This is a genomic window from Streptomyces sp. NPDC107575, from assembly GCF_055657265.1.
This window is the reverse complement of the sequence record NZ_JBVKBG010000001.1, coordinates 308,289-331,946: the sequence shown is the minus strand read 5'-3', so window position 1 is coordinate 331,946 and position 23,658 is coordinate 308,289. Positions and strand designations below refer to the sequence as shown.

Sequence of the window (23,658 nt, the reverse complement as noted above, 5' to 3'; positions counted from 1 at the left end):
TGCAACGGCACTACCACGAAGTGGAGTCGGGATGACCGACACGACCCTCGGCAGCTCCGCCCCCCGCCCCGGCACCCCGGACCCGCGCATGCCCCGGCTGGCCGAACTGCCGGACTTCACCGCGTACATGGGGCAGGGCTGGGACGAGGCCGACCGTACGCCGCCGACCGTGCCGGGCGTCGCCGAAGCGGCCGCCGCGCACCGGGCTCGGATCGGCGCGGAGTTCGCCGGGCGGCCGCTCGTGATCGCCGCCGGACGGGCGCCGGTGCGCAGCAATGACACCGCGTACGACTTCCGGCCCGACAGCGACTTCTACTGGCTGACGGGTTGCACGGTCGAGGGCGCCGTCCTGGTGCTGCGGCCCACGCCCGGCGGGCACGACGCGGTGCTGTATCTGCCGCCGCCGGCCCGTCCCGGTGAGCCCGGCTTCTTCGCGGACGCGGCGCACGGTGAGCTGTGGGTGGGTCCCGCGCCGGGCCTCGACGACTGGCGCGAGGCGCTGGGGGTGCAGACGGAGCCGCTGGGTTCGCTGGACGAGGCGCTGGCCGCGTGCGCCGCGCAGGGGCCGCTGCTCACCGGGCCGCTCGACGCCGGGACGGCCCGCCGTCACTCCCTGGCACCGTCCGCCGACCTCGGCCGCACGCTGTCCGAGCTGCGCATGGTCAAGGACGCGTGGGAGATCGGGCAGCTGCGCGAGGCCGTGGACCGTACGGTCGAGGGGTTCCGGGCCGTGGTGCGCGAGTTCCCGGCTGCCGTGCGGGGCGGTGGCGAGCGCTGGCTGCAGGGCACCTTCGACCGCTACGCCCGCACGTTCGGCAACGGCCCCGGATACGCGACCATCGTGGGCAGCGGCCGCAACGCCGCGACCCTGCACTGGGTGCGCTGCGACGGGCCCGTGGCGGAGGACGCCGCGGTGCTGTTGGACATGGGTGTCGAGACGCGCAGCTATTACACGGCCGACGTCACCCGCACCTTCCCGGCCTCCGGCCGCTTCACCGAGGCCCAGCGGTCCGTGCACGACCTGGTGGAGCGGGCGCACCGGGCCGGGCTCGACGCCGTGGGCCCGGGGCGGCAGTGGACCGACTTCCACACGGCGGCGATGGAGGTCGTGGCGCGCGGCCTGGACGACTGGGGTCTGCTCCCGGTCTCCGTGGACGAGGCCCTCTCCCCCAAGGGCCAGCACCACCGCCGCTACCTGGTGTGCGGCATCGGTCACCACCTCGGCCTCGACGTGCACGACTGCGCCCACGCGGACTACGCGGCGTACCAGGGCGCCCGCATGGCTCCGGGCATGGTGCTCACGGTCGAGCCGGGCCTGTACTTCCACGCCCATGACACGACGGTGCCGCCGGAGCTGCGCGGCATCGGGGCGCGTATCGAGGACGACATCCTGGTGACCGAGACGGGGTCGGAGGTGCTGTCCGCCGAACTGCCGCTGGACGCGGCGGGGTTGGAGCGCTGGATGGCGGAGTAGGCGAACCGCCCACTCCTTACGTGTCTCATATATCGAACACCGATTACCGGTCAGTGAGACACATGAAAGGGTTGCGATCCTCGTACCGTCCGACCGGTACGAGGGTCGCCGGCGTCGAGTGCCGGTGGACGCACACCGCAACGCCCCCTGGGATTGACCCGAAGATGTCCGCTTCTGCCACCGGCCCGGCGCCTGCCACGTCCGCCGCGCCGTCACCCGCCTCCGGCCCGAATCCGGCCGCGCCGGTCAACCCGCGTTCGCGGGTCCTGATCGCCAGCCTCATCGGGACGACGATCGAGTTCTACGACTTCTACGTCTACGCGACCGCGGCCGTACTCGTCTTCCCCGCGCTCTTCTTCCCGAGCAGCGACCCCACCACCGCGCTCCTGTCGTCGTTCGCCGTGTTCGGCGCGGCGATGGTGGCCCGCCCCATCGGCGCGGCCTTCTTCGGTCACCTCGGTGACCGGCTCGGCCGCAAGAAGACGCTGGTCGTCTCGCTGCTCACGATGGGCATCGCCACGTTCCTGATCGGCGTGCTGCCCACGTACGGGTCGATCGGCTGGGTCGCCACCGCGTTCCTCGTGCTGATGCGGCTCGCGCAGGGCTTCGCGCTCGGCGGCGAGTGGAGCGGCGCGGCGCTGGTCGCCACGGAGAACGCGCCGCCGGGCAAGCGGGCGCTGTGGGGCACGTTCCCGCAGCTGGGCGCGCCGCTCGGGTTCATCATCGGCAACGGTCTGTTCCTGATCATCGCCGCTCTCCTGCCGTCCGCCGCGGGCGCCGACCCCTCGCAGCCCTCCGAGGCGTTCCTGTCGTGGGGCTGGCGGATCCCGTTCCTGTTCTCGGCCGTGATGGTCGCGATCGGCCTGTGGGTGCGGATGCGCCTGGTCGAGGCGGAGGTCTTCACCAAGACGCAGGAGACCAAGCAGGTCCGCAAGCTGCCGCTGGCGACCGTGTTCCGGCACCACTGGAAGCAGCTGATCCTCGGCACCTTCGCAATGCTGGCGACGTACGTGCTCTTCTACCTGATGACGACGTTCTCGCTGAGCTACGGCCGCACCGCGACGGACGCCGCCGTGCCCGGCCTCGGCTACAGCTACACGACGTTCGTGCTGATGCTGATCTTCGGCGTGGTCTTCTTCGCCGCGTTCACGCTCATCTCCGGTCCGCTGGCCGACAGGTTCGGCCGCCGCAAGACGCTCTCGTGGATCACCGCGGGCATCTTCGTGTTCGGCCTGGTGTGGGTGCCGCTGATCGGGCTCGGCACGCTCGGTGTGGTGCTGTGGCTGGTCCTCGGCTTCACGCTGATGGGCCTCACCTTCGGCCCGATGGGCGCGCTGCTCCCGGAGATGTTCCCGACGTCCGTGCGCTACACCGGCTCCGGCATCTCCTACAACGTCAGCTCCGTCCTCGGCGCGGCCGTCGCCCCGTTCATCGCGGTGGCGCTGTGGGAGGCCGGGGACGGCTCCCCGTGGCTGGTCGGCGTCTACCTGTCGGCGATGGCCGTCCTCACCCTCGTCGCGCTGCTGTGCAGCAAGGAGACGAAGGATGTGCAGCTGGAGGCGGGCGAGAGCCCGGCGTAGCCGCCGTCACTTGCCGAACCCGGCCGTCAGTCCGCTGAGCAGTTGCCTGCGGCCGATCGCGTAGAGGATCAGGATCGGCAGCGTGGTGAGGACGACGGCGGCGAGGATGGCCGGGACGTTGGTCTGGTACTGGCCCTGCAAGGACCACACGGCGAGCGGCAGGGTCCGCTTGTCCGGGCTCTGGGTGAGGATCAGCGGCAGCAGGAACCCGTTCCAGATGGTCAGCCCGTTGTAGATGGACACGGTGACGATGGCGGGCCGCGTGAGCGGCGCCGCCAGCCGCCACAGGGTCGTCCACTCGGTGGCGCCGTCGACCCGCATCGAGTCGAACAGCTCCTTGGGCACGTCCCGGATGAAGTTGGACAGCACCAGCACGGACAGCGGGATGGCGAAGGCGATCGACGGGAGGACGAGCGCCAGCAGGCTGTCGTACAGGTGCAGCCTGATGATGATCAGGTAGATCGGGATGACCGTCGCCTGCAGCGGGATGGCGAGGCCCATGAGGAAGAGGCCGTTGACCGCCCGCAGGAACCGCAGGCGCCAGCCGCGCACGATCGCGTAGGCGGCCATGAAGGAGAAGGCGACCGCGGGCACCACCGCTCCGACGGCGACCAGGACGCTGTTCAGGAAGTACTGGCCGAAGTCGGACTCGATGACCAGCCGGTAGTTGGCCAGCGTGGAGTCGCCCGACGGCAGCAGCGCGTTGCCCGCGTAGTAGTTGCTCTGGTCCTTGAGGCTGGTGATCAGCGTCCAGTACAGGGGGACGGCGACGACGGCGAGCCAGAGCCATCCGGCCAGGCCCCCGCCCCAGTTGCGCCGCCCGGTGACCGAGCGGGTGCGGCGCCGCTCGCGGTGGGCGGTCTTCTGCGGTTGCGGCTTGGTCAGCATGGTCGTCACGTCAGGCTCCCTCGAGCTGGCTCTCACTGGCGTCCCGGCCGCCGAGGCGGCGCAGCAGCAGGGCCAGGGCGAGACCCACCAGGACGAGAATGACCGCGATGGCGCTGGCCGGCCCCATCAGGTTGGCCTGGAAGCCCCGCTTGTACATGTCGAGTGCGAGGACCCGGGTGGCGTCCCCGGGCCCGCCCTCGGTCAGGACGTAGATCAGGTCGAAGAAGGTCAGCGAGCCGACCACCATCAGCGTCGACGAGGTGATGATGGTGTACTTCAGCTGGGGCAGCGTGACGCTGAAGAACTGCCGGATCCGTCCGGCGCCGTCCAACTCCGCCGCCTCGTAGAGGGACTTCGGGATCTGCTGCACCCCGCCCTGGTAGATGAGCGAGTGGAACGGGACGAACTGCCAGGAGACGATGAAGATGACGACGCCGAACGCGAGTCCCGGCCGTCCCAGCCAGTCCTTGCTCAGCCAGTCCATGCCCAGGCCTGCGCCGAGCCCGAAGGTGGGGTTGAGCAGCGCCTTGTACGCGACGGCGATGGCGGCGGAGCTGAGCAGCAGCGGGATGAAGTACACCACTCCGAGGACCGCCCGGTAGCGCTGGCGCCCGGCCATGAACGTACCGAGCAGAATGCTGATCGGGGTCTGGAACGCCCAGGACGCGATCATCACCCCGAACGTCACCAGGACCGCGTGCGGCAGGCCGGGGTTGGTGAGCACCGACCGCCAACTGGTGAGCCCCGACGGGTGGATGGCGCCGATTCCGTCCCAGGTGGTGAAGGACAGGACGAAGACACCGACGAGCGGGACGACGGCGAACCCGACGAAGACCACGAGCGCCGGCACGGTCAGCCACGGCAGGATGCCACGCTGACCGCGACGGGGCGGGTGGGCGGTGAGCGAGGTCATTTCCCGATGACCTCGTTGAGGTTGGCGGCGAACTGCTTCGGCGAGATGGACAGTTGGAACAGCTTCACGATGTTGTCGAGCAGTGTCTCCGCCGACGTCGGGCTGAGTGCCTGGTCCCAGGACTGGCTGAACGACTTCGCCTTGGTGGCGACGTCGTAGGTGAACTGCAGGAAGTCGGCGTCCTTGGAGGCGGCGAGCAGCTTCTCCGTGCCCAGCTTGACCGGGACACCGCCGCCGTCGATCCACGCCTTCACCTCGGCGTCCTGCAGCATGCCCTTGGCGAAGAACTCCTCGGCGATCTTCTTCTCCTTGGCGCTGGCCTTCGAGGAGATGGACAGGTACTCGCCGGGGTTTCCGACGGTGTTGCTCGGATCGCCCTTGCCGCCCTTGACCGGCGGGAAGTTCATGTAGCCCAGGCCGCCGCTGGAGACGAAGTCGCCGCCGGCGCTCTTCTGGATGCCGTACGACCAGGAGCCGTGCAGCATCATCGCGGCCTTGCCGGTGTACAGGAGGGCCTGGTCGGCGTTGGAGTCCGCGGTGATCGACGAGAAGCCCTTGATGAAGCCCTTGGCCTTGACCAGGTCCTGCACCATACCGAGCGCCTTGATGGCGGCGGGGTTGGACCAGGCGTTCTTCTCGCCGTCGAAGACGGCCTGGAACACCTCGGGGCCGCCGATGCGGTCGAAGAGGAACTCCAGCCACATCATGTTCGTCCACCGGGACTGCCCGCCGAGAGAGAACGGAGCGATGCCCTCGGCGTTGAACTTGGGCACGAGCGCCATGATGTCGTCCCACGACTGCGGCGGCTTCACACCAACTTTGTCGAAGACCTTCTTGTTGTAGTAGAGGAAGATGGGCTGCACCCGCTCGACGGGCATCGCGTAGATCTTGCCCTTCACGGTCGCCGCGGGGAACGCGGTGGGGAAGATCTTCTTCTTGACCTCGGGGTGCTGATCGAAGAACGACGTCAGATCCTCGACCTGGCCCGCCTCCACGTAGCTGCGCAGCGTCCCGCCGCCCCAGCTCTTGATGATGGTGGGCGCCTTCCCGGCACCGATCGCGGTCTTGATCTTCGTTTTGAACGCGTCGTTCTGGAACGCGGTGCCGGCGATCTGGCTCTTGGGGTGGGCCTCGTTGAAGGCCTTCACCGCATTGGCCCTGACGCCTTCGTCGGGCTGGCCGCTCAGGTACCAGTACGTGGCCCCCTTGCCGCTCGCTCCGTTCTTGGTCGGCCCCGACGAGCCGCAGGCCGCGAGCGCCGCCGAGAGCGGGACGCCGGCGGCGATGCCGAGGGCGGTCCGTCTTGAGACGGGACGTCGTGAGAGGGGGATTTCCATGTCTGTATCTCCGCACTCGAGTGCCGCCGGCGACGCGTGAGCCGCCGTGAAAAGTTTTCGAAATCCAGCCAAGGTTCAGCTCTGTGAATGCAAATTAGGTAGCGGCCACAGGGCTGTCAAGGCATCTGCAAGAACGTTGTGGGACAAGGAACTTGTGCGTAGCGTCGCGCAGACACGACACTCGTGGAAGCCGTGACAGACATCGAAAATGTTTCGAAGTTCTGCGGCTGATGACAGAGGAGGATGTGGATGGCCGCGGCTGATTCACTCGCCGGGACTGAGCGGGTCGCGCCGCGCTGGCAGGACCCGGAACTGCCCGTGTCCGACCGGGTCGAGGCGCTGCTCGCAGAGATGACGGTGGCGGAGAAGGTGGCGCAGCTCGGCAGCCGCTGGCTCGGCAACTTCATGGGGCACGAGGCGGGCGACGACGGGGAGGACGGCGCCGGGGAGACCGGCGGCGAGCGGGTCGAGAAGCCACAAGTGGCGCCCCTGGAAGCCCTGTTCGAGGACGCCGGTCGCGTTCCGCTCGAAGAGGCGGCGCGGGACGGGCTCGGCCACCTCACGCGCGTGTTCGGCAGCCGTCCGGTGAGCGCGCGGGAGGGCGCGGCCCTTCTGGTCGCGCAGCAGCACACCGTCGTCAAGGCCTCCCGGCTCGGCATCCCGGCCCTGGCCCACGAGGAGTGCCTCACCGGAGTCAACACCTACGGCGCCACCGTCCACCCGGCTCCGCTCGCGTGGGCGGCGGCCTTCGACCCGGACCTGGTGCGCCGCCTCGGCGGGGCGATCGGGCGGGACCTGCGGGCGCTCGGCGTGCACCAGGGGCTCGCTCCGGTCCTGGACGTCGTGCGGGACTACCGGTGGGGCCGGGTCGAGGAGACGATGGGCGAGGACCCCTACCTGGTGTCGGTGCTCGGTGCCGCGTACGTCGGCGGGGTGGAGGGCGCGGGTGTCATCGCCACCCTGAAGCACTTCGCCGGGTACTCGGCCGCCCGCGGCGCCCGCAACCACGGCCCCGTTCCGATGGGCCGCCGCGAACTGATGGATGTCGTTCTGCCGCCGTTCGAGACGGCGATCGCGGTGGGCGGCGCCCGGTCCGTGATGAACTCCTACTCCGACATCGACGGCGTACCGGCCGGCGCCGACCCGTGGCTGCTGACCCAACTGCTGCGCGACGACTGGCGGTTCACCGGCACGGTCGTCTCCGACTACGGGTCGCTCGCGTTCCTCGCCGGGATGCACGGGGTCGCTGCCGACTTCGACGAGGCCGGCGTACTGGCGCTCGGTGCGGGCATCGACGTGGAGCTGCCGGACACGCTCACCTTCGGCCGGCATCTGGAGGACCGGGTCCGGCGGGGCGAGCTTCCCGAATCCCTGCTCGACCGGGCGGTGCGCCGCCTGCTGACCCAGAAGGTCGAGCTGGGCCTCCTCGACCCCGGCTGGACGCCCGAGGACTCGGCCGCCTCCGCCGCGTCGAGGGACCTGGACTCGCCGGAGAACCGGGAACTGGCCCGCGAGGTGGCCGAGCGGTCCGTCGTGCTGCTCGACGCGGGCAGCGCACTGCCGCTCGTCGACGCGGAGGCGGGACGCCGGGCGCCGGGCCGCATCGCCGTGGTGGGGCCGTGCGCGGACGACTCGCGCACCCTCATGGGCTGTTACGCCTTCCCGAACCACGTGCTGCCCCGCCATCCCGGCCTGCCGCTCGGCATCGCGGCGCCGACCGTCGTGGAGGCGCTGCGCGGCGAACTCCCGGACACCGACATCGTCTTCGAGCCGGGCTGCGACGTGCGCGAGGAGGACCGCTCCGGCTTCGCCGCGGCGGCGGCAGCGGCGCGCGGGGCGGAGCTGTGCGTCGCGGTGGTGGGCGACCGTGCGGGCCTGTTCGGCAACGGCACGTCGGGCGAGGGCTGCGACGTGGAGGACCTGCGACTGCCGGGCGTACAGGCCGAGTTGCTCGCGGAGCTGTTCGCCACCGGGACGCCCGTGGTCGTGGTCGTGCTCTCCGGCCGCCCCTACGCCCTCGGCGAGGTGCATCCGCGGGCCGCAGGGCTCGTCCAGGCGTTCATGCCGGGCCAGGAGGGCGCGGCGGCGATCGCGGGTGTGCTGTCCGGACGCGTCGAGCCGGCGGGCAGGCTTCCGGTGCAGATTCCGCGCCGCCCCGGCGGCCAGCCCGGCACCTATCTGCAGCCGCCGCTGGGCGCGCACACGCAGGGCATCAGCAGCGTCGACCCGACGCCGCTGTTCCCGTTCGGATACGGCAGGTCGTACACGACCTTCGAGATCGGGGACCTGCGCGTGAGCGCGGACGACGTCCCCACCGACGGCGAGTTCACCGTGTCGGCGCGGGTGCGCAACACGGGCGCCAGAGCGGGGCGCGAGACCGTCCAGCTGTATCTGCGCGACCCGGTCGCGCAAGTCACCCGGCCTGTAAGGCAGTTGACGGGCTTCGCGCAGGTGCACCTCGATCCGGGGGCGAGCGCACGGGTGAGCTTCCGGGTGCACGCCGACCGGACCGCATTCACGGGCCGCGACCTCACCCGGATCGTCGAACCCGGCGAGCTCGAGGTGCAGGTCGGCGCCTCGTCGCAGGAGTTGCCGTGCCGGGCTGTCGTACGATTGTCGGGCCCCACCCGGGTGGTCGGCCACGACCGGCGGCTCACCACACCGGTGGACGTGACCCTGGAAGAAGCAGATGCCACCGCACGCTAGACGCACCACCCTGGCCACCATCGCCCGCGAGGCGGGGGTCTCCGTGGCCACCGTGTCGAAGGTGGTCAACGACCGCAGTGACGTGGCGCCGCGGACCCGCGCCCGGGTGCAGGAGCTGCTGCGCGAGCACGACTACCTGGCCCCCGTGTTCCGGCACACGGAGGCCGCGAAGAACCCCACCATCGAGGTGCAGTTCAACGGCGACCTGAAGACGTACTCGGCCGAGGCGCTGGAAGGCATCATCGACGCCGCGGCCGAGCTGGGCGCGTCCGTCGTGATCAGCAAGTCGTCACCCGCCCCGCACTGGGCGCGCGACCTCGCATCCGCCGGGCGGCGCGCCCTCATCGCGGTCACCAGCATGTACACGGCCGCACATGTGAAGGAGCTGACCAGGGCCGGACTTCCGCTCGTCGTCCTCGACCCGCTGCACCTGCCGCACAACCGGGTGCACAGCGTCGGGGCGACGAACTTCGCCGGCGGACTGGCCGCGACCGAGCATCTGCTCGGCCTCGGCCACCGCCGCGTCGGCTATCTCGGCGGACCGACCATGGCGGTGTGCAACCAGGCCCGTATGCACGGCTACCGCGCCGCCCTGGAGGCGGTGGGCGCCCCGACGCCTGCCGACTACGTCCGGCACGGGGCGTTCACGCACCAGGCCGGCATGGTCGGCGCCGCCGCGCTCCTCGACCTGGACACACCACCGACGGCGATCTTCGCCGGCAACGACGAGATCGCCCTCGGCGTCATCGAGGCCGCCCGCGCCCGCGGCCTGCGCATCCCCGAGGACCTGAGCGTGGTCGGCTTCGACGACACGCTCCTGGCCAGGATGGCGGCACCACCCCTGACCACGGTGCGCCAACCACTGCGCGAGATGGGCGGCATCGCCCTGCGCACCGCGCTGCGCCTCGCCAACGGCGAGCGGGTCGAGTCCCACCACATCGAACTCGCCACGGAACTGGTCGTACGGGCGTCGACGGCCGCGCCACAGGATGCGCCTGCGGCGCAGTAGGGAGTGCGGGATCCGCTCGCACCTGGTCACGAACCGTCCTCCCGCGCCTCCGCCGCGAGCCGGGGCGGCCACTCCCCCGCCACCAGCACCCCCTCCGCATACGCCCGGGCGACCAGTTCCGTGCGGTTCGACGCGCCCCAGCGGCGCGACAGTTGGCGCAGGTGGTAGGTGACGCCGTCGGTGGTCAGGCCGGTCTCGCGGGCCGCGCGGGCCGTCGTGGCGCCCGCCGCCAGCAGGGCCAGGATCCGCGCCTCCTGCGGGTGCGGCGGCGGGGCCGCGGACGGGGCCCGCTCGGGCGCCGCCGCAGCGTCCAGCACCCGTACCGTCACCAGCAGGTCGGGCACCCGGTGCGCGCTCTCGCTCACCGTGTCGACGATCAACTCGCCGCGGCGCCGCGTTCCGTCGCCGCCGTGCCAGGCCACCGCCACCGTGTAGCGCGAGCGGCGGCGCGCCTTCAGGGCCTGCGCGATCCGGTCGACCTGCGCGTCGTCGACCGGCACGAACAGGTCGAGGATCGCGCGCCCCTTCAGGCGGCCCGCGGTGGTGCCCCACTCCAGGGCGAACGCGGCGTTGACAAGCCGCACGTTTCCGTACGGGTCGCACACCGCGACCGGCATCGGGATGCGGTCGAACAGCACCATCGCGCGGTTGCGCCACAGCACCGCGTCCCCGGTGTCCATTCGCCGATCGCCTCCGTGAGTGTCGCCCGTGCCACGGACCGCGCCCGGGCACAAGTCCGATGCACCGTCAGCCACTACACAATCATGTAGTGGAGAGGGACTGACCGGCAGGGGGAGCGGATCAAGCTGGAAGCCGCAGTTCCCCCCACCCCGCGACAACAGCAGGTCCCCTCCGCGAAAGGCACCGCCCCACCATGCCGGACTCCGCGCCCGCCCCCTCCCCCACGCCCGACGACAGCGCCTACGCCGCCGCCGGGGTCCCCGTCGTCGACGTCACCGCCACCGGTCTCGGCCCCGGACCGCTGCAGCAGATCATGGGCCTGATGCGGGAGCACGGTCCGCAGCTGGTGCGGCGGGTGCACGGGCGCGACGCCCTGTTCGTCTCCGACCTCGATCTCGTCACCGAGCTCGCCGACGAGACCCGTTTCGCCAAGAGCATCGGGCCCGCGCTGCGCAACGTCCGCGAGTTCGCCGCCGACGGCCTGTTCACCGCCTACAACGACGAGCCGAACTGGGCGCGCGCCCACGACATCCTGATGCCGGCCTTCGCGCTCGGCTCCATGCGTACGTACCACCCGGTGATGTACAAGGTGGCGCGCCGCCTCGTCGACTCCTGGGACCTGGCGGCCGGCGACGGCAGCCCGGTCGACGTGCCCGGTGACATGACCCGCATGACGCTCGACACCATCGGGCTCGCCGGATTCGGCTACGACTTCGCCTCCTTCGACAGCAGCGAGCCGCACCCGTTCGTCGAGGCGATGGTGCGCTGCCTGGAGTGGAGCATGAAGCGGCTGGCACGTGTCCCTGGTGGTGACTACGAGGCCGCCGACGCGGCGTTCCGCGCCGACGCCGACTATCTCGCCCAGGTCGTCGACGACGTGATCACCGCGCGCGTCGAGAGCGGCGAGCGGCACACCGACGACCTGCTCGGCCTGATGCTGACGGCCGAGCACCCGCAGGACGGCTCGACGCTGGACACCGCCAACATCCGCAACCAGGTCATCACGTTCCTGATCGCCGGGCACGAGACGACGTCGGGCGCGATGTCCTTCGCCCTGTACTACCTCGCCAAGAACCCGGCCGTCCTCGATCTCGTACGTCGCGAGGTGGACGCCCTGTGGGGTGACACCACGGACCCGGATCCGGACTTCGACGAGGTCGGCCGGCTCACGTACACCCGGCAGGTGCTCAACGAGGCGCTGCGCCTGTGGCCGACGGCCGCCGCGTTCAGCCGGGAGGCCCGCGAGGACACGCTGCTCGGCGGGCGCATTCCGCTGCGCGCCGGACAGGGTGTGACGGTGCTCGCTCCGATGCTGCACCGGGGTCCGGTGTGGGGCGACAATCCGGAGCGCTTCGACCCGAACCGGTTCACGCCGGAGGCGGAGGCGGAGCGTTCCCCGCACGCGTTCAAGCCTTTCGGGACGGGCGAACGGGCCTGCATCGGGCGGCAGTTCGCGCTGCACGAGGCGACGATGCTGCTCGCGATGCTCGTGCACCGCTACCGCCTGGTCGACCACGCCGACTACCAGCTGTCGGTGAAGGAGACCCTCACCCTGAAGCCCGACGGCTTCACCCTCACGCTCGCGCCGCGCACCCCGGCCGACCGCCGACACACTCCGCTGCCCGGTGCCGCCGCGACACCGGAGAAGGACCTCGTGTCCGACACCCTGCCGACGCGCGTCCTGCCCGGCACCCGCGCCCTGTTCCTGCACGGCAGCAACTACGGCACCTGCACGGGTCTCGCCGCCCAGCTCGCCGACGAGGCCGCCGCGCTCGGCTGCGAGACCGAGGTCGCCCCGCTGGACGCCTACGCCGATGGCCTTCCGACCGACCGGCCCGTGGTGATCGTCGCCGCGTCCTACAACGGCCGGCCGACGGACGACGCCGGACAGTTCGCCGCCCGGCTGCTCGACGCCGGCACCCCCACCGAGGGTGTCACCTACTCCGTGCTCGGCGTCGGTGACCGCAACTGGGCCGCCACGTACCAGCACTTCCCCACCCGCATCGACGCGCGCCTGGCCGAGCTCGGCGCCGAGCGGCTGTGCGAGCGGGCCGCCGCCGACGCCTCCGGCGACCTCGGCGGCACCGTCCGCACCTTCACCGCCGACCTGCGCACCGCGCTCCTGGAGCGGTACGGGGACCCGGAGGCCACCGCGGCGAACGCCCCTGCCGGGCCCACCGCCCCGTACGAGATCCGCGAGATCAGCGGTGGTCCGCTGGACACGGCGGCGGCCCGCCACGGGCTCGTTCCGTTCACGGTCACCGAGGCAAGTGACCTGACGGCGCCCGGCCACCCGCGCGTCAAGCGGTTCGTACGGCTCGCGCTGCCCGAGGGTGTGTCGTACCGGACCGGCGACCACCTCGCCGTCCTGCCCGCGCACGAGGACGGGCTCGTCGAGCGTGCGCTGAAGGTGCTCGGCCTCGCCCCGGAAACGCTGCTCGACATCCGTGACGCCCGTCCGCGGCGCGACGCCCTGCCGCTCGACCGGCCCGTGACCGTACGCGAACTGCTCACGCATCACGTCGAGTTGCAGAACCGCCCTGCCCCGGACGAGGTGGCCGCGCTCGCCGCCGCCAACCCCTGCCCGCCCGAGGCCGCCGCGCTGCGGGAGCTGTCCGCTGACGACCCGCGCACCTTCCTGGAGCTTGTCGAGGACCACCCCGCGCTGCGCGAGGTCCTGACCTGGGACCTGCTGCTCGGGCTCCTTCCGCCGCTGCGCCCGCGCCACTACTCCGTCTCCTCCAGCCCGGCCGAACTCCCCGGTCACGTAGACCTGATGGTGTCGGTGCTCGACGCGCCCGCCGCCTCCGGCACCGGCCGCTACCGGGGCACGGGATCGCACCACCTGGCCTCGCTGCGCCCTGGAGACACCGCCCTCGGCCGGGTCCAGCCGTGCCGCGACGCCTTCCGCATCGCGCCGGACACCCCCGAGCCGGTCATCATGATCGCGGCGGGGACGGGCCTCGCCCCGTTCCGCGGAGTGGTGGCTGAACGAGCAGCGGCGCGGAACGCCCAACTGCCGCCCGCCCTCCTGTACTTCGGCTGCGACCACCCCGAGCGGGACTTTATGCACGCCGACGAGCTGCGCGCCGCCGACGCGGCGGGGGCGGTCTCGCTGCGGCCCGTCTTCAGCGAGGCACCGGTCGACGGCCACGCCTTCGTCCAGCACCGCATCGCCGCCGAGGCGGCCGAGCTCGGCCGCCTCCTCGACGCGGGAGCACGGGTGTACGTGTGCGGGGACGGCGCCCGGATGGCACCCGGCGTACGCGCCGCGTTCCGCGCGCTGCACCGCGAGCGCACGCAAGGCGCCGACGAGGCCGCGGCCGAGCAGTGGCTCACCGACCTGATGGCGGAGGGCCGGTACGTGGAGGACGTGTACGGGGGCTGACCGCACACGTCCCCGCACACCCGGGGTCAGTTGGCCTTGTCGGTGAACTCGGTCGTGTACGTCTTCTTCAGGTCGATGGTGGCGTCCTTCAGGTTCGGGTTGAAGGACTTCAGGACCCGCTGCACGGTGGCGGGTCCGTCGGCCGGCATCCGGCCGTCCTTGGTGAACATCGGCAGGGTGCTGTCGATGGCCTGGGCGTACAGACCCTCCCCGCCCTGCGCGTAGTCGCTCGGCATCCTGGCCGCGATCTCCTTGGCACTGTGCGTGGACATCCACTTGAGAGTGCGCACGAAGACCTTGGCGAGCTTCTGGACGGTGTCCTTGTGCTCGTTCACCCAGTCCGTGTTCATGTACAGGCTGGAGGACGGGTACAGGCCGCCGAGCGCCTTCTTGGAGCCCTCCGGTGTGCGCATGTCGACCACGGCCTTGCCCAGCTTCTTGTCCAGGATCTGGGCGACGGTCGGGTCGGTGGTCATGCCGCCGTCGATCGAGCCCTTCTTCAGGGCGGAGATGAACGTCTGCCCGGCGCCGACGGCGACGTTGGTGAACTTGTCGGTGGAGACACCGTCGTGCACGCCGAGGTACTTGGTGAGGAAGTCGGTGGACGAGCCGAGTCCTGTGACACCGAGCTTCTTGCCGGCGAAGTCCTTGGGCGACTTGAGGCCGGCGGCCGCCTTGTTGGAGACGACCTCGACCTCGCCCGGTGTTCTGGCGAGCTGGACGACGGACTCCACCTGCTTGCCCTTGGTCTGGAGGTCCAGGGTGTGGTCGTAGAAGCCGACGACGCCCTGGACGTTCCCGGCGACGAGGGAGGTGGTGGCGTCGATGCCTGCGGGTTCGCTCAGGAGCTCGACGTTGAGGCCCTCGTCCTTGAAGTAGCCGAGGCGCTGGGCCAGCATCGCGGGCAGGTAGATGACCTTGTCGATGCCACCCACCATGATCTTGACCTTGCCGCCCTTGCCGCCTCCGTCACCGGCGTCGGCGGACTTGGAGGAGACCTCGTCGGCGCAGCCGCTGAGGGCTGCGAGCGCGGCGAGGGCCGCGGTGGCGGCGGTGATCCTGGTGGTGAGAGTGCGGCGGGACACACGGGTACGACGGGACATGTGCGGCTCCTGACTGATGAAGCAGAGGGGGACGGGGGGTCAGCGGGCGTCGTTGCCGGCGGGCTTCCAGCGGAAGAGGCGCTTCTCCAGGAAGGTGAGCAGCCCTTCGGCGAGCAGGGCGACGACGGCGAGGATGACCATGGCCGCGTACACGCCCGCGGAGTTGAAGGTGCCCTGGGAGGCGGAGACGAGCAGGCCGATGCCCTTGGTGGCGCCGATGTACTCGCCGACGATGGCGCCGATGAGCGCGAAGCCGAAGCTGACGTGCAGGCTGGTGAAGATCCACGAGGTGGCGGCGGGGATGACGACCTGGAAGGTCACCTGCCGGTCGCGGGCGCCGAGGATGCGGGCGTGGTCGATGATGTTCCGGTCGACCTCGCGGGCGCCCTGGAAGGCGTTGAAGAAGACGGGGAAGAAGACCAGGACGACGGCGGAGGCCACCTTGGAGGCCGGTCCGAGGCCGAACCAGATGAGGAAGATCGGTGCGAGGACGATGCGCGGCAGCGCGTTGAGGACCTTGATGTAGGGGCCCATGACGTCGGCGAGGAAGCGGACACGGCCGAGCGCGATACCCAGGACGACGCCGCCGATGACACCGATGACCCAGCCGAGCAGGGCCTCGTAGAGCGTGTACCAGATCTGTTCGAGCAGGGATCCCTGCGGGGTGCCGTGCAGGGCCCACTGCTGGATCTGGTCCCAGATCTTCGAGGGCATGGAGAAGTTGAACGGGTCGATGATCCCGGCCCGGGAGAACCACTCCCACACACCGAGGACGAAGACGAGCAGCGCGGCCCGCGACAGGAGGACGACGGCGCGGCGGCGGCGCGCGGCCCGTGCGCGCTCCTCGGCGCGGCCCGGCTTGGTGACGGCCGCGGCGGCGGGTGCGGTGGTGGTGTCAGGCGACATTCTGCGCGCCCCTCTCCCGCGTGATGCGGACCTCTTCGCCCAGGGAGGACCAGATCTCGCGGTAGATCTCGATGAAGCGCGGCTCCAGGCGGATCGACTCGACGCGGCGGGGCCGCGGCAGGTCGACGGTGAAGATCTCCTTGACTGTGGCCGGGCCCGCCGTCATCACGACCACTTGGTCGGCGAGCGCGATGGACTCCTCCAGGTCGTGCGTGACGAAGACGACCGAGGAGCCGGTGCCCGCCCACAGCTCCATCAGCTCGTCCGACATCATGGCGCGCGTCTGCACGTCGAGGGCGGAGAAGGGCTCGTCCATGAGCAGGATGGACGGATCGTTGACGAAGGTGGAGGCGAGGGCGACGCGTTTGCGCTGGCCGCCGGAGAGCTGGTGCGGGTAGCGGTCCTCGAAGGAGGTCAGGCCGACGCGGGACAGCCACGCGCGGGCCCGGTCCTTGGCCTCCGCCTTCGGCACACCGCGGAACCGGGGCCCCGCCATGACGTTCGACAGGACGGTGCGCCAGGGGAAGACGGCGTCCTGCTGGAAGACGAAGCCGACCCGCTCGTCGATGCCCCGCACCGGCGAGCCCGACAGCATGACCTCGCCCTCAGTCGGTTCCTCCAGGCCGCTGACCAGGGTGAGGGTGGTGGACTTCCCGCAGCCGGTGGGGCCGACGATGGCGACGAACTCGCCCTGCTCGACGGTCAGATCGAGGTCGTGGACGGCGGTGTGCAGGGCTCCGGACGGGGTGCTGAAGGCCTTGCGGACGCCGCGGAGTTCGATGGCCGGACTGGATGGGCTGTTCGCTGAAGTGCTGGCTGGGGTGGGCACGCTTGTCATGCCGCGGAACGTTAGGAACGCCGCCGCCGGCGGGGAAGTATTGGCCCGCAACCGCCGCTTGTGCCTGTTGCGCGGCATTGTGCTCATTGTGCCGACGGCTCGCGCACGCGCCTGCGCCCGGGGCCTTCCCCGGCGAAAACACCTGCGGTTACGGTGCGTTCGCCCCGCGAAACGTCCGATCACGCGGGAGAGTTCCCGAAGGCAGGTGTCATCGTGGCCCGCATGCGCATCGGCTGGCCCCGGCAGGTGTTCGCGCAGGTGCTGCTCGCGCAGCTGCTCATCACCACGGGCGTCCTGCTGTTGCTGACGGGGCTCTTCCTGCAGCCCTTGCGCACGCAGCTCGACGACCAGGCCGAGCACCAGGCCCTGGCCATCGCGCAGACCACGACGGCCGATCCGGCCATCGCGTCCGGCCTGTTGTCGAGCGCCCCCGACCCGCGGGGGCCCGTGCAGCGCCAGGCCGAGCGCACCCGCCGGGCCACGGGAGCGCTGTACGTCGTGGTCATGGACCTGCACGGGACCTGCTGGTCGCACACCGACGTGGGCAAGGTGGGCCACCATGTGTCGACGGACCCCTCCCTCGCGCTGCACGGGCACGTGGTGCTGCAGATCGACCGCGGCACCCTGGGCACGTCGGCGCGCGCGAAGGTGCCGCTGCGGGACCGTGCCGGAGAGGTGATCGGCGCGGTGTCCGTGGGGATCGCGTACTCCGGTGTGCAGGACCGGCTCATGGCCGCCCTGCCAGGGCTGCTGCGCTACGCGGGCACGGCGCTCGCGGCGGGGGCCTGCGCGGCGTTCGTGGTGGCGCGCGTCCTGCGCAAGCGCACCCATGGTGTCTCGGTCGGTGACATCTCGGCGCTGCTGTCGGAGCGGGAGGCGATGCTGCACGCCGTACGGGAAGGTGTCATCGCCCTCGACGAGGACGAGCGGGTGCGGCTCGTGAACGACGAGGCGGCCCGGCTGCTCGCGCTGGAGGACGAGGCGGAGGGCCGCGACCTCAAGGACGTGCTCCCGCCCGGCCGTTCCCGCGATGTCATCACCGGGCAGGTCACCGGACGCGACCTGCTGACCGTACGGGAGAACCGGGTGCTGATCGCCAACCGGATGCCGACGCCCGACGGCGGCTCGGTGGTCACCCTCCGGGACCGTACCGAGCTCGAACTCCTCGGCCGTGAACTCGACTCCATCAAGGGCCTGTTGGACGCGCTGCGCGCCCAGGACCACGAGCACGCCAACCGGCTGCACACCGTGCTCGGCTATCTCGATCTCGACATGTCGGAGCGGGCGCGCGCCTACGTCGCCGGTCTCACGCGCGCCCGGCGGGCCTCGGCCGAGGAGGTCGCGGAGCGCATCCGGATGCCGATGGTGTCGGCACTGCTGGCCGGGAAGTCGGCGATCGCCGCGGAACGCGGCGTGACCCTGCGCCTGTCCGACCGCACCCACCTGCCCGCGGGCCTGATCGAGGCACGGGACATCGTGACGGTCCTCGGCAACCTCATCGACAACGCGCTCGACGTGGTCGGCGGCGGGCGCACGGACGGGGCCGTCATCGAGGTCGAGGCCTTCGCGGAGGCCGACACGGTCGTGCTCCGCGTCAGCGACAACGGGCCCGGTGTGCCGGTCGAGCTGCGCGACACCATCTTCCAGGAGGGCTGGAGCACGAAGGAGTCCCCCGCCCACCGCGGCCGCGGGCTTGGCCTCGCCATGGTCCGCAGCCTCGCCGAGCGCTACGGCGGCACCGCCCGCATCGCCGCGCGGGCCGGTGGCGGCGCCGTGTTCACGGTCGTCCTCCCCGACATCGTGTCGAGGGCCGCACCGCGCGTCCCCGCACTCCAACACCCAGGAGACACCCCGTGATTGACGTTCTGGTGGTCGACGACGACTTCCATGTCGCGGAGATCAACGCCGCCTACGTGGAGAAGGTGGCGGGCTTCCACGTCGTCGGCACGGCCCACACCGCCCTGCAGACCATGCAGACGCTGGAACACCACCACGCCGACCTGCTTTTGCTCGACCACTACCTGCCGGACCGCACGGGCCTCGACCTCGTGCGCGACCTGCGCCGACGTGGCATGCGCAGCGACGTCATCATGGTCACGGCCGCGCAGGACGTCGAGGTCGTGGAGGCGGCGCTGCGCTACGGCGTGCTGAACTACCTCGTCAAACCGTTCACGTTCGAGGGCCTGCGCTCCCGCCTCGCGGGCTACGCGGAACTGCGCCGCACCCTGCGGGACGCCGTCAGTGCCTCAACACCGGGCCAGCAGCAGATCGACCGCATCTTCGGAGCGGTACGCACCCCGACGAGCACCTCCACACCTGCCCCGCCCAAGGGCTGGTCGGGCCCCACGGTGGACCTGATCTGCGAGGTCATCGAGACCGCGGACACCCCGCTGTCCGCCCACGACGTGGCCTCCCGCACGGGCATCAGCCGCTCGACGGCGCAGCGCTACCTGCGCTACCTCCAGGACAAGGGGGTGCTCCAGCTGTCACTGCGGTATGGGGATGCGGGGAGGCCGGAGCATCGGTATGCGTGTGCGCCTGACGGGCGTTAGCCCTGCTGCCGAGGGCGCGGGCCCGGATAGGGTGACGGGGTGTTCTCAAAAATAGGCCCCTTCGAACTGCTGGTCGTGGCGCTCATCGGGCTCCTCGTCCTCGCCGTCCCGTCGTTCATCGCCCACCGCAGGAGGGTCCAGCGAATGGGGTGGGTCGTCGCGGCCAGCGTGATCGCCGCCTTCACCGGAGTGTTCTGGTTCGTGGCCCTGTTCCTGGCACTCTCGATGCCCACTCGCGGGCCGGTGGCCACCACGGAGCCGGCCGACCGACCGGGCACCTGACGACTCGCCTCCCCCACCGGGTTACAGCGGATCCCCGAGCGGCCCGTACTCCCCTTCCAGGGCTTCGGCCCAATGGGCGTGCCAGTCCGGTTGCGTGCCGTCGGCGTCGGTGAACCCGTACTCCTCGTACAGGCCCCAAGTGGCCAGCGCCTGACCGGACTTGTCCATGACGTGAGGGTCGGCGGCCAGCGCCGCGACCGCCCGGCCCAGGTAGGTCGGGGTTTCGGAGCGGGCGAAGTTCGGGTCCTTGGCCGCGCCGTCCCGCCAGTTGGCCTCGGTGACGCCGAAGCCCTCCAGCATGGCCTCCGAGCGCAGGAAGCCGGGCGTGATCGCCACGGCCGCGATGCCGTGCGGCTTCAGTTCGGCGGCCTGGGCGACCGCGAGACGGATCACCGACGCCTTGGCGAGATCGTAGAAGAACGAGCCGCGATATCGGGCGGTGTTGCCGTCGGTGACCTCCACGACCAGGCCGCTGCCGCGGGCGACGAGCAGGGGAAGCGCGAACCGGCTGGTGATCACATGCGTCTCCACCGCCTGCCGGAGCAGCCGGAGGCCGGTGTCGAGGTCCTGCTCCCACAGCGGTCGCTCCCAGTCGGTCAACGGGTCGCCGCCCCATACGGAGTTGACCAGGATGTCGAGCCTCCCGTCCTGTTCGGCCGCGATCCGGTCGACCAGGGCACGGACCTCGTCCGGCCGGCTGTGGTCGGTACGGACAGGGACACCCAGTCCTCCGGCGGCGGTGACCTTCTCGGCGGTCTCCTCGATGGTCTCCGGCCGGCCCATGTCCGAGCGTCCTGCGGTGCTGCTGCGGCCGGTGACGTACACCGTCGCACCGGCGGCCCCGAGTTCGACGGCGATGCCCCGCCCGCCGCCGCGGGTTCCTCCGGCGACCAGGGCCACTTTCCCGGCCAACGTCCGTGCGTCGTTCGTCATGAATCCTCCAGGTCGTGGCGAGAGGGACGGTGCGGGGACAACAGGTTGTCGAGCTCCCGGCGGAGCCGCTGCGCGAGGGTGCCCCGACGGTCGAGGGCCCAGGTCAGGCCCGTTCCAGAGGCGATCGCCTGCACGGTCGCGGCCAGGGCCGCGACATCCGTCCCCGCGCGGAGCTCGCCCGCGAGCAGTGCCTCCTGGAGCAGTTCCTCGACGGCTCGGCCCTGGGCGCGGTGCATGGACAAGGCGTGGCGGCGGAACTCCGGGTCCGTGAGGTCGATGCACAGGAACGCCAGATGGTTGGCGAAGGTCTCCGGCGTGGCCATCGAGGCCATCGGCTCCACGATCAGTTCCGCGAGAGCGTCGAGCGCCGTTTCGTGCTCCTGGCGCACGCGTCCGGGCCGCGCCTCGGCGTCCTTCGCGGACTGCTCGGCGAGCGCCAGAAGCAGCCCACGCTTGGACCCGAACCGCTGCACCAACGTGCCCGGCACGAGCCCCACCTCCCGCGCCACGACGGCCAGCGTCAGCCCCACCGGGCCCACCCGCCCGATCACGTCGGCCGCCGCGCGCAAGATCACCGCGTCTTCGATCCCTCGGGGGCGTCCTGCCATCACGACTCCATCAATTAATAAATGCCCGTTCATTCATAAAAGCGCGCCACCGGCCGGCGGTCAACCCCGCGCCGGGCCGACGGCCGGTGAACCGCGGCCGTCGAGGGCTCGATAGATTGGGATCCCATGGAACTTTGGGGAGCACGCCTCTATGGGAACCCTTGTCGGGACTGCGGATTCGACTGGTCGTTGAACCCGCGCGAAGCCATTGGCCAGGTCGAGGATCTGCCTGCGCGGTACGCGGCCCTGACGAGTGGACGCCGGGGCGATGAACGGCATCCGGAGCTGGCCTGGAACGTCGCGGCCTACACCAGCCACGTCACCGACAATCTGCGCAACTGGGCCGAGCGACTGGCCGGAGCAAGGCTCGCCGGCGTGCGGCACGTCCCCGGCTACGACCAGGACCTTCTGGCGCAGGCCCGCTACTACAACGACGTCCCCCTAGCCGGTGCGTTGTGGTCGCTTCAGCGGGCGGTCGACGCCTGGGCGGACTCGGTGTCCGCCGCGCTGGAAGAGGACGTGGCGCTTGAGCATGCCGATCGTGGCGTGCAGCGGGCCGAGGATGTGGCACGCAACAACGCCCACGATGCCGCCCATCACGCCTGGGACATCGAGCGAATCCTGGCGCACGCCGATCGGTACACCAGGAGCTGAGCCGGGCATGCCGTTCCGCCGCGCCCGCCGGGCCGGTCCTGGAGGTTGTCTCGATCGGCGTTCTAGCGGACGGCCTGTCGGCCTGCCGGTGAACAATCCACGTGCACTGGTTCATCGGCTTGGAGAACACTGTGCCGATGAGCTCCACAACCCACCGGACAGCACAGGAACGGACCCTCGACCACGTCGCCGGACTGGCGTCCGGCCCCCCGCTCGACCCGACGCTGCGGGTGACCCTCAACTTCCACCCGGACCGGCTGCTGCGCGGCAAGCCGATCCTGGACGCCATGGCAGACGACGGCGTCTACCGCTCGCAGTTCGTCACGGGGACCAGCAACGGCGGCCTGACGGCACACCCCGGCGGCGACCGATGGCGCTGGGAGAGCCGGATGTTCGGCGGAGCGTACGACGCGGCGCCCGCCCACGAGCGCCCGGTGTACGGGGCTCTGAACTTTCGCCGCAGACCGACCGGCGGCGCGGCACGGTTCGGCTCGGCCCACTTCCGGTTGACCGCCGAGACACTGGCCCGGACCACGTTCTGCTACCCGGACAGTGTCCTGGAGCCCACGGACTTCGGCGTCGCGGCCAGCATGGGGCTCATCGAAATCGCCCTGGCCGACCATCAGGACGTTCTCGATGACTGCATCGAGGCACACGTGCACGGACCGGTGCAGCTCCGTCACCACGCAGAGGCACTGGTCCTCGACCCCTGCTACCGAGGCACGAGCGTCGAGGCCTCGGCCCTGCGCGTGGGCTGCGCGGTGGAGTGGCACCAAGGCTTCCGACTCACGGTCGACGAACTCCGCCGCCATCCCACCTATCGCGGCCAGGAGTATGTCGACTTGGGTGCGCGGATCGCCATCGACGACGTCCTCGACCCCCGCATCGTCGGGGATGCCGCGCGCACCGGCCGCTACGACCCCCAGGCGGTCAAGAAGGTGTGGCACTACCTGGCACGGTTCGGGGCGCCTGCGTCGTCAGGCCGCTGATCAGTCGACGGGTCCGGCACCACAGAAAGGCGCATCCGCCGGATCGGACTGCACCCCCACCGTGCCCACCAGTTCCCCCTGGACACACACCGGTCAGCCCCCCGTCGGAACCAACGCCGCCACCGCATCCCGCGCCGCCGCCAACGCCTGGGAGCGCTCGGCGCCCGGCTGGCCCAGGACGACCCGCGTGCTCAACCCGTCGAGGAGCGCCAGGAGTTGGGTCGCTCGGCCGGGGACGTCGTCGATCGTGAAGGCGCCCCGGTCGACCCCCTTGGTGAGGATCGCCTCCAGGTCGCGCTGCCAGCCCTGGTCCAACTCCTGTTGCGCAGCACGCAGTTCGTCGTCGGAGCCGGAGCGCGCCCACAGCTCGACCCAGAGCATCCAGCGGGGGTCGCGCGGCCCGGCCGGCAGGTACAGGTCCAGGTAGAGGTCGAGCCGGCGGGCCGGGGTGACACGGCGGGCCAGCAGCGCCGCCCGCTCCTCCGTCAGCGCGGCCTCGCTGTAGCGCAGGGCCTCGACCAGCAGCAGGTTCTTGGAGCGGAAGTAGTAGAGCAGGTGCCCGCCACTGGTGCCGAGCCGCTTGGCGAGCGAGGCCATGGTCAGGGACGCGAGACCCTGCTCGGCGACGACGGCCGTCGCCTCCTGGAGCGTACGGGTGCGCAGATCGCCGCCCGACGACCGCCCCGGTCGTGCCGCTGCCGCCCCGGCCATGCGCACCGTCCCTCACCGCTGTTCGTACGGATCGCAGCCTACCTCTTGACGTGGGGCGGCACCTCGCCGCATCTTGAATGCCATTCAAGTTTCTTGAACGCCATTC

The 23,658-nt window shown here is 70.9% G+C and carries 20 protein-coding genes; 10 read left to right on the top strand and 10 right to left on the bottom strand.

All coding sequences use genetic code 11. The annotated features are described in order from the left end of the window. Positions 1 to 31 precede the first annotated feature (31 nt). Positions 32 to 1,474, top strand: a complete 1,443-nt coding sequence (locus ACZ7L4_RS01575) for an aminopeptidase P family protein (protein ID WP_472098736.1) — start codon at positions 32 to 34, stop codon at positions 1,472 to 1,474. Between the two features lie 164 nt (positions 1,475 to 1,638). Beyond that, entirely contained in the window at positions 1,639 to 3,054 is a 1,416-nt protein-coding gene (locus tag ACZ7L4_RS01570; protein WP_472098735.1) for an MFS transporter, read from the top strand. A gap of 6 nt (positions 3,055 to 3,060) precedes the next feature. Here the strand turns inward: ACZ7L4_RS01570 and ACZ7L4_RS01565 are convergent, their stop codons facing one another. From ACZ7L4_RS01565 to ACZ7L4_RS01555, 3 genes are read right to left on the bottom strand one after another with little or no spacing between them, the layout of a single operon-like run. After that, positions 3,061 to 3,942 (bottom strand): carbohydrate ABC transporter permease, encoded by an 882-nt coding sequence (locus ACZ7L4_RS01565; RefSeq protein ID WP_472100336.1) that lies wholly within the window; start codon positions 3,940 to 3,942, stop codon positions 3,061 to 3,063. Between the two features lie 10 nt (positions 3,943 to 3,952). After that, on the bottom strand, positions 3,953 to 4,855 hold the full coding sequence (locus ACZ7L4_RS01560) for a carbohydrate ABC transporter permease (RefSeq protein WP_472098733.1): 903 nt from the start codon (positions 4,853 to 4,855) through the stop codon (positions 3,953 to 3,955). Next, positions 4,852 to 6,192, bottom strand: a complete 1,341-nt coding sequence (locus ACZ7L4_RS01555) for an extracellular solute-binding protein (RefSeq protein WP_472098731.1) — start codon at positions 6,190 to 6,192, stop codon at positions 4,852 to 4,854. Before ACZ7L4_RS01555 ends, ACZ7L4_RS01560 begins: the two co-directional genes overlap by 4 nt. 249 nt (positions 6,193 to 6,441) lie before the next feature. Here ACZ7L4_RS01555 and ACZ7L4_RS01550 point away from each other — a divergent pair, with 249 nt between their 5' ends. Continuing rightward, positions 6,442 to 8,898, top strand: coding sequence for a glycoside hydrolase family 3 N-terminal domain-containing protein (locus ACZ7L4_RS01550; RefSeq protein WP_472098730.1), 2,457 nt, complete (start codon positions 6,442 to 6,444; stop codon positions 8,896 to 8,898). Further along, positions 8,882 to 9,907, top strand: coding sequence for a LacI family DNA-binding transcriptional regulator (locus tag ACZ7L4_RS01545; RefSeq protein WP_472098728.1), 1,026 nt, complete (start codon positions 8,882 to 8,884; stop codon positions 9,905 to 9,907). The genes ACZ7L4_RS01550 and ACZ7L4_RS01545 overlap by 17 nt, the downstream gene beginning before the upstream one ends. A 26-nt stretch (positions 9,908 to 9,933) precedes the next feature. Here ACZ7L4_RS01545 and ACZ7L4_RS01540 read toward each other — a convergent pair whose 3' ends face one another. Continuing rightward, entirely contained in the window at positions 9,934 to 10,587 is a 654-nt protein-coding gene (locus tag ACZ7L4_RS01540; RefSeq protein ID WP_472098726.1) for a PAS domain-containing protein, read from the bottom strand. 194 nt (positions 10,588 to 10,781) lie between these two features. Here ACZ7L4_RS01540 and ACZ7L4_RS01535 point away from each other — a divergent pair, with 194 nt between their 5' ends. Next, positions 10,782 to 13,976, top strand: a complete 3,195-nt coding sequence (locus ACZ7L4_RS01535; protein ID WP_472098725.1) for a cytochrome P450 — start codon at positions 10,782 to 10,784, stop codon at positions 13,974 to 13,976. A gap of 26 nt (positions 13,977 to 14,002) precedes the next feature. On the opposite strand, the gene ACZ7L4_RS01530 is transcribed toward ACZ7L4_RS01535, so the two are convergent. Genes ACZ7L4_RS01530 through ACZ7L4_RS01520 form a run of 3 tightly spaced genes read right to left on the bottom strand, consistent with a single transcriptional unit; the run spans position 14,003 to position 16,823 of the window. Beyond that, a complete protein-coding gene (locus ACZ7L4_RS01530; RefSeq protein WP_472098724.1) occupies positions 14,003 to 15,079 on the bottom strand; it encodes an ABC transporter substrate-binding protein in 1,077 nt (358 codons plus the stop codon). A 39-nt stretch (positions 15,080 to 15,118) separates the two neighbouring features. Then, entirely contained in the window at positions 15,119 to 15,985 is an 867-nt protein-coding gene (locus ACZ7L4_RS01525) for an ABC transporter permease (protein ID WP_472098723.1), read from the bottom strand. After that, positions 15,975 to 16,823, bottom strand: coding sequence for an ABC transporter ATP-binding protein (locus ACZ7L4_RS01520; protein ID WP_472098722.1), 849 nt, complete (start codon positions 16,821 to 16,823; stop codon positions 15,975 to 15,977). The genes ACZ7L4_RS01525 and ACZ7L4_RS01520 overlap by 11 nt, the downstream gene beginning before the upstream one ends. A 222-nt stretch (positions 16,824 to 17,045) precedes the next feature. Here ACZ7L4_RS01520 and ACZ7L4_RS01515 point away from each other — a divergent pair, with 222 nt between their 5' ends. From ACZ7L4_RS01515 to ACZ7L4_RS01505, 3 genes are read left to right on the top strand one after another with little or no spacing between them, the layout of a single operon-like run. Further along, the gene (locus tag ACZ7L4_RS01515) at positions 17,046 to 18,680 is read left to right on the top strand and encodes a sensor histidine kinase (RefSeq protein ID WP_472100334.1); all 1,635 of its coding nucleotides are present in this window, start codon (positions 17,046 to 17,048) and stop codon (positions 18,678 to 18,680) included. Further along, entirely contained in the window at positions 18,677 to 19,375 is a 699-nt protein-coding gene (locus ACZ7L4_RS01510) for a response regulator (protein ID WP_472098721.1), read from the top strand. Before ACZ7L4_RS01515 ends, ACZ7L4_RS01510 begins: the two co-directional genes overlap by 4 nt. Before the next feature lie 39 nt (positions 19,376 to 19,414). Then, positions 19,415 to 19,657, top strand: a complete 243-nt coding sequence (locus tag ACZ7L4_RS01505) for a hypothetical protein (RefSeq protein WP_472098720.1) — start codon at positions 19,415 to 19,417, stop codon at positions 19,655 to 19,657. Positions 19,658 to 19,678: 21 nt separating this feature from the next. Here the strand turns inward: ACZ7L4_RS01505 and ACZ7L4_RS01500 are convergent, their stop codons facing one another. Both ACZ7L4_RS01500 and ACZ7L4_RS01495 read right to left on the bottom strand, forming a co-directional pair. Then, entirely contained in the window at positions 19,679 to 20,590 is a 912-nt protein-coding gene (locus ACZ7L4_RS01500) for an SDR family oxidoreductase (protein ID WP_472098719.1), read from the bottom strand. Next, entirely contained in the window at positions 20,587 to 21,198 is a 612-nt protein-coding gene (locus tag ACZ7L4_RS01495) for a TetR/AcrR family transcriptional regulator (RefSeq protein WP_472098717.1), read from the bottom strand. Before ACZ7L4_RS01495 ends, ACZ7L4_RS01500 begins: the two co-directional genes overlap by 4 nt. A 189-nt stretch (positions 21,199 to 21,387) precedes the next feature. Here ACZ7L4_RS01495 and ACZ7L4_RS01490 point away from each other — a divergent pair, with 189 nt between their 5' ends. After that, positions 21,388 to 21,852 (top strand): hypothetical protein, encoded by a 465-nt coding sequence (locus ACZ7L4_RS01490; RefSeq protein WP_472098716.1) that lies wholly within the window; start codon positions 21,388 to 21,390, stop codon positions 21,850 to 21,852. A gap of 137 nt (positions 21,853 to 21,989) precedes the next feature. Further along, positions 21,990 to 22,841, top strand: coding sequence for a DUF3626 domain-containing protein (locus ACZ7L4_RS01485; protein WP_472098714.1), 852 nt, complete (start codon positions 21,990 to 21,992; stop codon positions 22,839 to 22,841). A gap of 93 nt (positions 22,842 to 22,934) precedes the next feature. Here the strand turns inward: ACZ7L4_RS01485 and ACZ7L4_RS01480 are convergent, their stop codons facing one another. Continuing rightward, entirely contained in the window at positions 22,935 to 23,552 is a 618-nt protein-coding gene (locus ACZ7L4_RS01480; protein ID WP_472098712.1) for a TetR/AcrR family transcriptional regulator, read from the bottom strand. Between the last annotated feature and the right edge of the window lie 106 nt (positions 23,553 to 23,658).